Origin of the sequence: Cronobacter universalis NCTC 9529 (assembly GCF_001277175.1) — a bacterium.
GTDB lineage: Bacteria > Pseudomonadota > Gammaproteobacteria > Enterobacterales > Enterobacteriaceae > Cronobacter > Cronobacter universalis.
Map to the genome: position 1 here is coordinate 2,125,794 of NZ_CP012257.1, position 11,952 is coordinate 2,137,745.

An 11,952-nucleotide genomic window follows, 5' to 3' on the forward strand; every position below is an offset into this window, starting at 1 on the left:
TCCCGCGCTGTACTAAGCTTTCGTTACCCTTAACGCAAATCAGGATAACGACATGACAAAAAACGCCTTTGTTGCTGTCGTGACCGGCGGCAGTTCAGGAGTCGGGCGCGCGACGGCCAGTTACTTTGCGGCCTCTGGCTATGATGTGGCGATCATTGCCCGTGGAGAGCAGGGCGTGGCGGAGGCCACGGAAGAGTTAAAGCGTTACGGCGGACGGGTGCTTGGCATCTGCGCCGACGTGGCGGATCCGCAGCAGGTCAGTAATGCGGCGCAACGCATAGAGGAAGAGCTGGGGCCAATGTCGGTCTGGGTCAACTGCGCTATGACGACCGTGCTCGCGCCGGTAGAGGACATCAGTTTTGACGAGTTCCGCCGCGTCACGGAAGTGACCTATCTCGGCGCGGTGAACGGCACCCGCAGCGCGCTGCGCTATATGCAGTTGCGCGACAGCGGCACCATCATTCAGGTGGGCTCAGCGCTCGCCTGGCGCTCGATTCCGTTGCAGTCGGCCTATTGCGGCGCGAAGGCGGCGATCCGCGCGTTTACCGATTCCCTGCGCTGCGAACTGCTGCATCAGAAAAGCGGTGTGCGGGTCTCAATGGTGCAACTGCCCGCCATTAACACCACGCAGTTCAACTGGGCGCGCAATAAGTTTCATCACCGGATGCAGCCCATTGAGCCTATCTACCAGCCGGAAGTGGCCGCCAAAGCGATTTATGACGCGGCCGTGGCGCGCCGTCCGCCGCGCGAAGTGTGGCTGGGTAAAAACACGGTGATGTCGATAGTCGGCAACATGTTCTTCCCTGGTCTGCTGGACCGCTATGTGACGAAAACCTGGGAAGGGCAACTGACCGACGAGGCCGAACCGACGCAGCGACCCGATTATCTGTTTCAGCCGCTGGAAAACGGCCATCAGGCGCACGGACGCTTCGACAGCCACGCGAAGAGCAAGGCGGTGGCCGTCGATTCCCGCGTGATGGGCGTGGCGGCGGTGGCGGTGGCCGGGCTGTTGTTAAAAAGCCTGTTCCGCCGCCGGTAACTTACCGTACCCGCAGCCAGCGGTAGCCGTAACCGTTGATGCGAAGCGCGCAGGCGACTGGCGGATAATTATCATCCGCCAGTATCTCGCAGGCGTCTTCCAGATCCAGCTCGCCTAAATCCACCGTCACCGCCTCATGGCTCAGGTTCGTCAGCATCAGCGTGGCGACGTTGTGGTTCTGATAGCGCACCGCAAACACGCTCTTTTCCCGCACCGTGAACGGGTGGAAATGCTGATAGCAGATCTCCGGCAGGGTGCGCCAGACCGCGATAATCTGGCGGATACGGTGCAGCAGCGAGCCGTCGCGCGACTCCTGTTCTTCCACGTTAATCGCCTGATAGCGAAACGGGCCGTCAGTGATGAGCGGCTCCACAAAGCGCGCCGGATCGCAGGCGGAAAACCCGGCGCCCGGCCCGGCGTGCCACTGCATCGGCGTGCGCACCGATTCGCGCTCCGGCTGTGAAAGCAGATCCCCCATGCCGATCTCCGCGCCATAACGCACCACCGGCGTGCCGGGCAGCGAAAAGAGCAGGGCATGCGCCATCGCCTGCTGACGTTCGTTGCCGTCGAGCATCGGCGCCAGGCGGCGGCGGATGCCGCGCCCGTAAATCCGCATGTCGGGATCGGGGGCGTATTTCTTCATCACAAAGTCATAATCTTCCGGCTCCAGATCTTCCAGGTCCAGCTCGTCATGGTTGCGCAGCCAGAAGCAGTAGCCGCCGTTAGCAGGCGGCATCGGCAGTTCGTTAAGCGCTTTCACCAGCGGCGCGGCCTCTTCGCGGGCCAGCGCCAGAATCGTATTTTTATTGATCCAGAAGTTAAGCAGCGTAGTCAGGCGTTCGCCGCCGCCGAAGAAATCTTCAAATTCCGAGACGTTCACGTCCACTTCGCCGAGCAGGATCATATCCGGGTTGTCTTCCGTCAGCAGGTCGTAGAAGTGGTTAAACAGCCGGTAGCCACTCTCTTTATCGCCCGGCAGGCTGGCCTGTTCGACCATGTGCGAAGCGGCATCGACGCGAAAGCCCGCCACGCCTTTCTCCGCCCAGAAGCGCAGCACGCGGTCGATGGCCTGAATGACATCGGGGTGGCGCAGGTTGAGATCCGGCTCATGATGGTAAAAGAGATGACGGTAGTAGCGCTGCGCCTGCTCATCCCGGCGCCAGATGTGCGGCTCGATTGTCGGAAACATCGGCGCGGGTTCATCCGGGCCTGGCGTGTCGCGCCACAGATAGTAATCGTGAAACGGGTTGTCGCGGCCTTTGCGCGCCTCCTGAAACCAGTCATGGGCATCTGAAGTGTGCTGCGCCACCAGTTCGATAATCACACGAATTCCGCGCTTTTCCGCCTCGGCTATCAGCCACTCAACGTCTTCCAGCGAGCCGATGCGCGGGTCCGGCTCGGTGTGGTTTTCCACGTCATAGCCGTTATCGCGGCGCGGCGAGAGATAAAACGGGGTCAGCCAGATGGCGGTTGCGCCAAGCGATTCAACATAGTCGAGCTTTTCGACAATGCCGCGCAGGTCTCCCCAGCCGTCAGCATTGCTGTCAAAAAAGCGGGTGGGATCTATCTGGTAAATGACGGCGTTCTGGTGCCACAGACGGCTCATAAGCGGATTCCTTTTGGCGGTTAAACGGAATTCGACGAATGTTAAGTATAGGCGCGACGGCACGGCCTGCATGGCGAACGATGTGTCTCTGTGTTGTAAAGCGCGCAGAGAGGTTTCATCAGAAATGCGAGCCGCGCCGAACAGTTTAACCGTCACTCAGCCTCCGGCTTCTGGCGTACGCGCAACGCTGATAAGGTGCTGCGCAGTGGAAAGCGTAAGCCGTGACTTAACGCTTATAAAAGCGTTGCGTATAGCGCAACACTGATTTACGATCTTCATCAGGAGCGAGGTGGCAGGGATGATCAGAAGCTTCAGGCATAAAGGCCTGCAACGCTATTTCGAAACGGGTTCCACCGCAGGCATTCATGCCCGCCATGCCAGAAAGATTTCTCTGCGGCTGGCGGTGCTGAATCAGGCGATAAGACCCGCTGACGTCGACTTACCGGGCTTTTTCCTGCATCCCCTGACGGGGGAGCGTCAAGGTATATGGGCTGTGACCGTCAGCGGAAACTGGCGCATCACGTTTGAGTTTCGGGATGGCGATGTCTTCATCGTCAACTATGAGGATTACCACTGATGGCAACGATGTTTAACCCACCACACCCAGGCAAGCTGGTGCAGGAGTCAATGGAAGCGCTCGGCCTCAGCGCCCGCGCGCTGGCCAAAGCGCTGGACGTCGCGCCGTCGACGGTGCAGCGACTGCTGGTCGGCAAATCTGACGTCTCCCCGGAAATGGCGCTGCGTCTCTCGGCGGTCCTTGGCAGCTCGCCGCATGTCTGGCTGGGCATGCAGAATGAATACGATCTCTTTCAGGCGCGCCAGTCTGTTGATTTCTCGCATCTGCAACGGTTGCAGAGGGCATAAAAAAACGGGCTGTGAAGCCCGTTTTTTTGTTGCGTCGCCGCTGAAAGCTCGCGAAAGCGTTACTCGAAGCGGTAGCTGACGCTCGCGCCGACGCCATAATTGCGGCCCGGCGCAGGCTCGTAGTAGCGGCCGTTGGATTCGTTAACGATGACCGATCCGACATACGATTTATCAAACAGGTTATCGACGCGGCCAAACACATCCAGCAGCCAGTCGCCGCGCTGGAATTTATAGCCGGTATTTAGGCCAACCGTTGTGTAAGACGGCGCTTTGTCGGTATTGGCGTCATTAGCCATGATGCTGCTCATATAGCGCACATCGCCGCCCGCGTACCAGCCGGTTTCCGGCTCGTAGCCGAACGAGGTGTAGAGCATATTGCGCGCGATGCCCGGCATCCGGTTGCCGTTACAGTCGCCGGCGCGGCAGACATTGGTGCGGTAGGTGGCGTCAAGGTATGTCCATGCCGCTTTCAGCTTCCACGCGTCGCCGAACTGCTGGTCAAGCGCCAGCTCGACGCCCTGACGGCGGGTTTTTCCGGCGTTTTTATAGCTGCTGCGCCCGCTGCCCACACTCTGATCCACCACAATTTCGTTGTCGGTATCGGTACGGAACAGCGCGGCGGTCAGCAGGCCATTGCCGATGCGCGTTTTGCTGCCGATCTCCACCGTATCGCTGGTTGACGGCTTAAGCGCGAAGTTAAGCCCGCTCTCACCGCCGGAGCGGTAAGAGAGCTCGTTGATGGTCGGCGTTTCAAACCCGCGTCCATAAGAGGCATAGACGTTCCAGGCGTCGGTCAGCGCATATTTCAGCGAGCCTGCCGGCAGCCACTTGTGATAATTGGCCTCGCCGCTGTCGTCGCCGTTGCCCGGCACCACGTAAAAATCGTTCGAGTCGAACCAGATGTTGCTGTAGCGCACGCCCGCGTCGAGGCTCAGTTTATCGGTAAGCTGCCAGGTGGTTTGCAGATACGGATCGACGTTCCACATCAGATTGCGCTCGTTGCGGCGCAGGTTGCCTTTCTCGCCATACTGCGGCGCGCCGTTGACCAGGCGGTAGTTTTCAAAGCCTTTGCGGTCTTCGCTCATATTTTCGTAATCAAGGCCGAGCGTGAAGCTCACCGGCAGGCTGAGCAGCGCGTCGCGGTGCGTCCAGCGGCTGTCGATGCCCTGATAGTGGCGGGTGAGGTCGATAACGCCGCCGGGGTTGGTGGACGCCGCCTGGAAGCCCTGTTTGAACGACTGAAACTGCGTGGTTTCGCGCTCGCCCGCGTACGCCATTACGCTGATATCGTCATTCTCCGTCAGCGCGCGCTCGTAGCGCAGGCCCGCCTGGGTCTGCTTCGTGGTTTTACGAGTGTTGAATTCATCGCCGCGCGGCGACTGGCGCGGGTTTTCACGCCACTCCTCGCGGGTCAGGCCGCCCGGATCGTTGGCGTTGATATCCACACTATTAAAAAGCAGCGTCAGCTTGCTGGCCTCGTCAAGCCGCACGCCGAGCTTCGCGTTAGCGAGGTTTTTACGCGCGCCGCTGTGGTCGCGATAGCCGTGAGTCGTGAAGCGGGTGGTGGAAACCGTGTAATCGACATCGCCCGCCTGGGTGCCGTCGCCGGTCGCGCTGGACGCTTTCAGGCCGTAGCGCACGCTGCCGTAGCTGCCGTAAAAGGTGCCCGCTTCGATTTTCGGCGGCTGCTCGCCCGTTTCGGTTTGCACATTAATCACGCCGCCGGAGGCGTTGCCGTAGAGCGCCGAGAATGGCCCGCGCAGCACGTCGATGCTCTCAATGCTGTTGAGATCGAAATTCGAGGTGTAGCCCTGGCCATCCGGCATCGTCGCCGGAATGCCGTCGACATACATACGAATGCCGCGCACGCCGTAGGTGGAGCGGGAACCAAAGCCGCGCATCGAGAGCTGCAAATCCTGGGCGAAGTTCTGCCGGTTCTGAATTTGCAGGCCCGGCACGCTGCCCAGGTTTTCAGAGAGGTTTACCTGCGGCGCGGCGTGGCGCAGATCGTCGCCGTTGACGACGCTGACGGACGCGGGCGTATCAAGCTCGGAGATCCCGCCGGGCGCGGCGGTCACGATCATGGTTTGTTCACCAGTGGCGGCCTGGGCGTGCGAGAAGGCGACAGGCAGCAGAAAAGCGAAGGGCGCATAGACAGCGCGGGAGATTTTCATGCGGTTTACGAAGTCCCGGAAGTAACAAAATCAATAAAATCTGTGAGGTAATATTAAACGTTGTGTAAATTTTTGAAAAACTTAACGGCACGTTGCGTTAACTCTGGCAAGTGTAGCGGCCTCCTGTCATTTCGCGAGCCGTAAAAAGGCTTCCCTTCGCGAAAATAATGATTATTATTCTCATCCATAATAAAACGCCACGGCTCGATCGGGCAACGTTTTGCTTTTGGTTCCAGTGTGATGCAACCCATTCTGTTTGTTTAAAAGGGAGTTCTTATGCCGTTACGTCACCTCTCCATGCCGCGCGCGCTGCTTGGCGCGCTGTTTATCGCCGGTACGTTTGCGACGTTCACCACACAGGCGACCGATGAGCTGCTGCGCAAGCCGGTCGGCAAAGGCGCGTATGAAATGGCCTACAGCCCGGCGGAGCAGGCGCTGTTCGTCGCCACGTCCCAGAGCCGTAAGCTCGATAAAGGCGGCGTGATTTACCGCCTCGACCCGACGACGCTGGATGTCACCCAGGTGATTCATAACGATCTCAAACCCTTTGGCGCCGCGATTAACACCAAAACCAACACGCTGTGGTTCGGTAATACGGTGAATGGCGCGGTGACGGCGGTGGACGCGAAAACCGGCGACGTGAAAGGGCGTCTGGTGCTGGACGGGTGCGTGCGTTCAGAAAGCGTGAAGCCGTTGCAGCCGCGCGAGCTGGTGGTCGATGAAAACACCAATACCGTTTATATCGGCGGCATTGGTAACGAGAGCGAGATCTGGGTGGTGGATGGCGAGACGGTGAAACACCGCGCGAGCATTACGGGCCTTGGTAAATACAGCGCGGGGCTCGCGCTCGACGCCGCGGCGAAGCGTCTGTACACCACCAATGCCGATGGCGAGTTTATTACCATCGATACCGCGACCAATAAAATCCTGTCGCGCAAAAAGCTCGCCGACGACGATAAAGAGCACTTCTTTATTAACCTGAGTCTGGATACCGCTAACCATCGCGCGTTTGTGGCGGATTCAAAACAGCCGCAGCTGAGGGTGGTCGATACCCGCACCGGGGATCTGATAAAAACCGTAGAAGTGCCGAACGCGCTCGCGGTGCTGTTCAACCCGGCGCGCGACGAAGTCTATGTGACGCACCGCGAGGCGGGCAGCGTCAGCGTGATTGACGCCAAAGGTTACACTGTCACTAAAAGTATTAAAACGCCGGTACACCCGAACAGCCTGGCGCTCTCGCCGGACGGCAAAACGCTGTTTGTTACGGTGAAGCAGGCTTCCAGCCGCCAGCAGGAAGCCACCAGCCCGGATGACGTCATCCGCATCGCCCTGTAAAAAATGGCCCCGCCTGTGTGCGGGGCTTTTTTTAACGCTGCATGCCCCAGCGCCGCACGGTCGCTTTTTCCAGCGTGGCGAACACCAGACCTTCCACCAACAGCCCGATGATAATCACGGTCGCCAGCCCGGCGAAGACCCGGTCGGTAAACAGCTCGTTACGGTTCTGGAAAATATACCAGCCCAGCCCGCCGTCGCCGCTGGAGGCGCCAAACACCAGTTCGGCGGCGATAAGCGTGCGCCAGGCGAACGCCCAGCCAATTTTCAGCCCGGAGATAATCGACGGCAGCGCCGCCGGGATCAAGATGTTGAGCACCAGCCGCGGACCGCTCAGCCCGTAGTTTCGCCCGGCCATTCGCAGGGTTTCCGGCACGCTCTGAAACCCCGACCACGTATTGAGCGCAATCGGCCACATCACCGAGTGCACCAGCACGAAAATCAGGCTCCCCTGGCCGAGGCCGAACCAGAGCAGCGCCAGCGGCAGCAGAGCAATGGCGGGCAGCGGATTAAGCATCGCGGTCAGCGTGCTGAGCAGATCCCGCCCCAGCCGTGTGGAAATCGCCAGCGCGCTGAACACCAGCGCCAGCACGCTGCCAATGGCGTAGCCTTTTAACAGCGTGCCAAGCGAGTTAATGATTTTCGCCGGCAGCTCGCCGCTGTGCATATCTTCGCTGAAGGCGCGCAGCGTTTGCCAGAACCCCGGCAGCATCAGATCGTTATTCTGGATCCGCGCCACGCCTTCCCAGAGGGCGAGCAGCAAAATGACCAGCAGCATTTTGCGTACCCAGGTCTGGTTCCACAGCCGGGTGGTGAGCGGCAGCGGCGTGTCCAGCGGCAGCGCGCCGGGCAGCGCGGTTTCACGCTGATACTCGGGACGGACGGGGGGCAGCGGCGCCATAGCGGGTCTCCTTCGCCGGTTGGGTGGCATTAACGGGGAATAACAGGTCGTGAATGTGGCGAGCGGCCTGCGCAAACGCCGGGCTTGCAGCGTCATTCATGCCAAACTGGTGGCAGTTGATCTCGGCGCGCACCTGGCCCGGATGCGGCGAGAGCACCAGAATACGACTGCCGACCATCAGCGCTTCTTCTATGGAGTGGGTCACGAAGAGCAGCGTAAAGCCGGCGTCCTCCCAGAGTTCCAGCAGCTCTTCCTGCATATGGCGGCGCGTCAGGGCGTCCAGCGCCGCGAACGGCTCATCCATCAGCAGGATTTTCGGCTTCATCGCCAGCGCGCGGGCAATCGCCACGCGCTGTTTCATGCCGCCGGAGAGCATATGCGGCAGCGCGTCGGCAAAGGCGGCAAGCCCCACTTTATTCAGAAAGTGCAAGGCGCGCTCGCGCGCCTCGGCTTTGCTGGCCTGACGGCTCGCCACCAGCGGGAACATGACGTTCTCCAGCACCGTTTTCCAGGGCGGCAGCTGGTCAAATTCCTGAAACACCATCATGCGCTCCGGGCCAGGCTTCGTGACAACGTCACCTTCAAGGCGAATGGCACCGCTCACGGGCGTGAGAAAGCCGCCAATGGCTTTCAGCAGGCTCGATTTGCCGCAGCCCGACGGGCCAAGCAGGATGAACCGGTCGCCGGGCCAGACGTCAAAAGAGACCTCATGCGCCGCGCGAACGCGGCTGTCACGGGTGCGGTACTCCAGGCTCAGCGCGTCGAGACGCAGCAGCGGGCCGTCGGTCTGTGCATTCAGCATGACTGCCTCCGTTAAAATGGCGCGTCGCCTTCGATGGTGGTGCGGTAGAGTTTGCGGCGCAGGTGCGCCGGGCAGCCGGTCGCGAGATGAATCAGCGAACGGTTATCCCAGAACACCATATCGCCCGGTTGCCACTGGTGGCGGTAGATATGCTCCGGGCGCACGCTATGGGCCCAGAGCGCCTCCAGAATGTCGCGGCTCTCCGTCTCCGGCAGCCCTTCGATATGCGTGGTGAACCCTTCGCTGACAAACAGCGCCTTGCGCCCGGTTTCCGGGTGGGTGCGCACCACCGGATGCGACACCGCCTGCACCTCGGCCAGCTGCTGTTCCGTTAATTGCGGTCGCCAGTGGCTGCCGAATTTCGGGCGGCTGTAGGTGGCCGTGTAGGAGTGCACCGCTTTTCTGCCCTCAATAACGCGCTTCAGGTCGTCGGGGAGCGTTTCGTACGCCAGCTCCATATCGGCGAACAGCGTGTCGCCGCCTTCCTCCGGCAGCTCCTGCGCATAGAGCATGGAGCCGAGACTCGGCAGCGTTTTGTATGAAAGATCCGAGTGCCAGAATTTACCGGCGTCGCCAAGCCCAATCGGCTGACCGTTCTCAATAATGTTCGAGACGATGAGAATTTCCGGGTGGCCAGGCAACAGAAACTGCTTCAGCACATGGATTTGCAGCGGCCCGAAGCGGCGGCTGAAATCGATCTGCTGACGCGGCGTGATCTTCTGGTCGCGGAACACCACGACGTGATGGTCGAGATGCGCCTGATGGATGCGCGCAAAGTCGGCGTTATTCACGGGCTGGCGCAGATCCAGCCCGGTAATTTCCGCGCCGAGGCGCGCAAAGGGCGTAATGGTAAACGGCTGCGCGGCAACCGGCGCGGCGTTGAGCGTTGTGGTCATCGGTTTTTCCTTTATCGTCGCAGGTGAATTAACTGCCGGGGTTTTCCCAGGCTTCGTTAAAGAAATACTCTTTCCAGCTGTCGGCTTTATTTTTTAATACGCCAAGCTCATGCAGCTTTTCGGCATAAATAAAGGTGCGTTGCGGCGAGACGGTGAATTCAATTTCCGGGTCATTCACGATTTTTTCGACTAACGCTTGCGGCAGACGCGATTTTTCGGTGCGGATATAGGCCGCGGCCGCCGCTTTTTTATCGGCGTTAATAATTTTTGCCGCCTCGCTCAGGGCGCGGTAAAACGCGCGGTAGGTTTTCGGGTTGTCGTCGTGGAATTTCTGGGTGGTGTAGAGCACATTGAAAGTGGCCGGGCCGCCCAGCACGTCGTAGGAGCTCAGGATCTTATGCACGTTGCTGTGCTCCAGCGCCTGATACTGAAACGGCGGGCTTGAGAAGTGCGCGGTGATTTCAGACTTCCCGGCGATAAGCGCCGCGCTGGCGTCCGGGTGCGGCAGGCTCACGCTGAGTTTATCAAAGCGCTTATAGTCGCTGTTGCCATAAACCCGGGCGGTTTCGATTTGCAGCGTGCGGGACTGAAAGCCCACGCCAGCCGCCGGTACGGCGATGCGGTCTTTATCGGTGAGATCGCGAACGCTTTTGACAGCCGGATTATTACTCAGCAGATAATTGGGCATCGAGCCGAGCGACGCGATGGCCTTAACGTTCTGGCGGCCTTTGGTGCGATCCCAGAGCGTGAGGAGCGGCGGCACGCCCGCCGAGGCGACGTCCAGCGCGCCGGAGAGCAGCGCCTCGTTCATGGCGGTGGCGCCGGAGAGCGTGCGCCACTCCACCTTGATATCGAGCCCCTCTTTTTTGCCTTCTTTTTCGATAAGCTGCTGGTCGCGCACCACATCCAGCAGTAAATAACCGATGCCGAACTGCTGCGCGATACTGATATTGCCTTCAGCCTGCGCCAGTCCGGCAGCCGACATTAACGCCAGTCCCAGCCAGGCGCGCCCCGTGAGTTTTTTCATGACTATCCCGCTAATAATAAAAGTGAAGGGTGATATATCGTTCTGGCTTTTATCGTGCAGGGGCGGGATTAAAAATGAAAAGTGTTTATTGGAATAACTTAGCGCGAATAAATAAATGCTTTTTTTAGCGAAGCTTTGCCGGAAATAAAAAAAGCGGGCCGCAGCCCGCTCTGGTTATTTCGCCGGAATGACCTGCGTGACCAGCGTCGGCATCTCCCATGCGCCGCCCGACCGAATAAGCCGGCAATCGCCGGTGCCATAGTCGTCGCTCTGTACAAACGCCTTGCCGTCCCAGGTCCAGCTGGCGATGCCCATGCAGTCGCCGATGCCGCGCCCGCGCTGAACGGAGGTGATAACGCCTTTGTCGTAGTCACTGCCGATAAGCGTCACCAGCGTCGGCTTGCCCTTCAGCGCGTCGTCAATGACCCAGTAGCCGTTGCCTTCGTTATAGGCCGCGCGCCAGCAGGTCGCCGAGATCAGCGCTTTGCCGTCGCTTAACGGCGTGACGGTGACCGGCTCGTTACGCAGGGTTTCATCCGTGAGCCCGTCGCAGCTGTCGCCGTCGAGTTTAGTCGCTTCAAGACGCGGCAGCAGCGTGGCGAGCGCCGCGCCGGTGAGCGTGGTCGGCTGCGCATCGCTGACGGCGGCCGCGTGGATAACCGGGGCGGGGACCGGGGCCGGCACCGCGCTTTCCGGCTTATCGCCTTTTTTCATGATGGCGCCTGGCGTGCCGATACGGCCCTGCACGTCATCCATCTTCAGCAGCACGGCGCTGGCGCCCGCCGCGGAGAGCGCGAAGCGGCGATTGTCCGAGGTAAATACCACGCCGCCTTTGCCTTTCACGGCCTTAATCACGGCGGCGGTCTGCGCTTCATTAAGCTGCCAGGTTTCTTCTTTGCGGTTTTCCGTCAGCGTACCGAGATTTTTTCCGTCAATCTCCAGGCGCATCGGACCCTTTGAGGGTTTGACGTCATCATCCATATCGCCCAGGCGAATCATGGCGGTGATTGGTGCGTCCGGCCCGGCCTTGCGCGTCAGCAGCAGCGAGCCGCCGGTGCCTTCATCGGCCTCGTAGGCATCCACACGGCAGGTGCCGGTGTTATCGCAGACCATGCCCCAGTCTTTATGGTTGAAAGCGGGGCGCTGGGGCATCACGGCGGCGGCGCTCAGCGCCACACAGAGCGGCGCCAGGGCCAGCGCGCGCAGGGTTGCAGATTTCATAACGGTTCCTTGTAGACGTAGTGCAGCGTCATAGCGTGAAGCGCTACGGCGTTTCGGGCAAGCTACCAGTAATAGTACGCATAAAAAAAG

Annotated in this window: 11 protein-coding genes; 4 read left to right on the top strand and 7 right to left on the bottom strand. The window is 60.0% G+C overall.

Annotation, left to right across the window (positions count from 1 at the left end; translation table 11 throughout):
* The first annotated feature begins 52 nt into the window (after positions 1-52).
* Positions 53-1,039 carry an SDR family oxidoreductase gene (locus tag AFK65_RS09825; RefSeq protein WP_038857222.1) on the top strand — a complete coding sequence of 329 codons (987 nt, stop codon included), beginning with the start codon at positions 53-55 and terminating at the stop codon, positions 1,037-1,039.
* Position 1,040: 1 nt separating this feature from the next.
* On the opposite strand, the gene AFK65_RS09830 is transcribed toward AFK65_RS09825, so the two are convergent.
* Positions 1,041-2,645: an alpha-amylase family protein gene (locus AFK65_RS09830; protein ID WP_007697768.1), complete on the bottom strand. Its 1,605-nt coding sequence runs from the start codon at positions 2,643-2,645 to the stop codon at positions 1,041-1,043.
* A gap of 298 nt (positions 2,646-2,943) precedes the next feature.
* Between AFK65_RS09830 and AFK65_RS09835 the strand changes: the two genes are divergently transcribed.
* Together AFK65_RS09835 and AFK65_RS09840 are read left to right on the top strand one after the other, a co-directional pair.
* Positions 2,944-3,222: a type II toxin-antitoxin system RelE/ParE family toxin gene (locus tag AFK65_RS09835; RefSeq protein ID WP_032805395.1), complete on the top strand. Its 279-nt coding sequence runs from the start codon at positions 2,944-2,946 to the stop codon at positions 3,220-3,222.
* Positions 3,222-3,509 carry a HigA family addiction module antitoxin gene (locus AFK65_RS09840; RefSeq protein ID WP_038857220.1) on the top strand — a complete coding sequence of 96 codons (288 nt, stop codon included), beginning with the start codon at positions 3,222-3,224 and terminating at the stop codon, positions 3,507-3,509. Before AFK65_RS09835 ends, AFK65_RS09840 begins: the two co-directional genes overlap by 1 nt.
* Positions 3,510-3,568: 59 nt before the next feature.
* On the opposite strand, the gene pqqU is transcribed toward AFK65_RS09840, so the two are convergent.
* Positions 3,569-5,683, bottom strand: a complete 2,115-nt coding sequence (gene pqqU, locus AFK65_RS09845) for a TonB-dependent receptor PqqU (protein ID WP_038857219.1) — start codon at positions 5,681-5,683, stop codon at positions 3,569-3,571.
* A 276-nt stretch (positions 5,684-5,959) separates the two neighbouring features.
* Here pqqU and yncE point away from each other — a divergent pair, with 276 nt between their 5' ends.
* Positions 5,960-7,018, top strand: coding sequence for a 7-bladed beta-propeller protein YncE (gene yncE, locus AFK65_RS09850; protein WP_038857217.1), 1,059 nt, complete (start codon positions 5,960-5,962; stop codon positions 7,016-7,018).
* 31 nt (positions 7,019-7,049) lie between these two features.
* Here yncE and AFK65_RS09855 read toward each other — a convergent pair whose 3' ends face one another.
* The 5 genes from AFK65_RS09855 to AFK65_RS09875 all read right to left on the bottom strand — a co-directional run bounded on the left by AFK65_RS09855 (position 7,050) and on the right by AFK65_RS09875 (position 11,862).
* On the bottom strand, positions 7,050-7,916 hold the full coding sequence (locus tag AFK65_RS09855) for an ABC transporter permease (RefSeq protein WP_007697789.1): 867 nt from the start codon (positions 7,914-7,916) through the stop codon (positions 7,050-7,052).
* Positions 7,876-8,718, bottom strand: coding sequence for an ABC transporter ATP-binding protein (locus AFK65_RS09860; protein WP_038857215.1), 843 nt, complete (start codon positions 8,716-8,718; stop codon positions 7,876-7,878). The genes AFK65_RS09855 and AFK65_RS09860 overlap by 41 nt, the downstream gene beginning before the upstream one ends.
* 11 nt (positions 8,719-8,729) lie before the next feature.
* Positions 8,730-9,614 carry a TauD/TfdA dioxygenase family protein gene (locus tag AFK65_RS09865; RefSeq protein WP_038857214.1) on the bottom strand — a complete coding sequence of 295 codons (885 nt, stop codon included), beginning with the start codon at positions 9,612-9,614 and terminating at the stop codon, positions 8,730-8,732.
* A 28-nt stretch (positions 9,615-9,642) separates the two neighbouring features.
* Entirely contained in the window at positions 9,643-10,641 is a 999-nt protein-coding gene (locus AFK65_RS09870; RefSeq protein ID WP_038857211.1) for an ABC transporter substrate-binding protein, read from the bottom strand.
* 174 nt (positions 10,642-10,815) lie between these two features.
* Complete coding sequence (locus tag AFK65_RS09875) at positions 10,816-11,862, bottom strand: DUF1176 domain-containing protein (RefSeq protein WP_007697795.1); 1,047 nt, start codon at positions 11,860-11,862, stop codon at positions 10,816-10,818.
* Between the last annotated feature and the right edge of the window lie 90 nt (positions 11,863-11,952).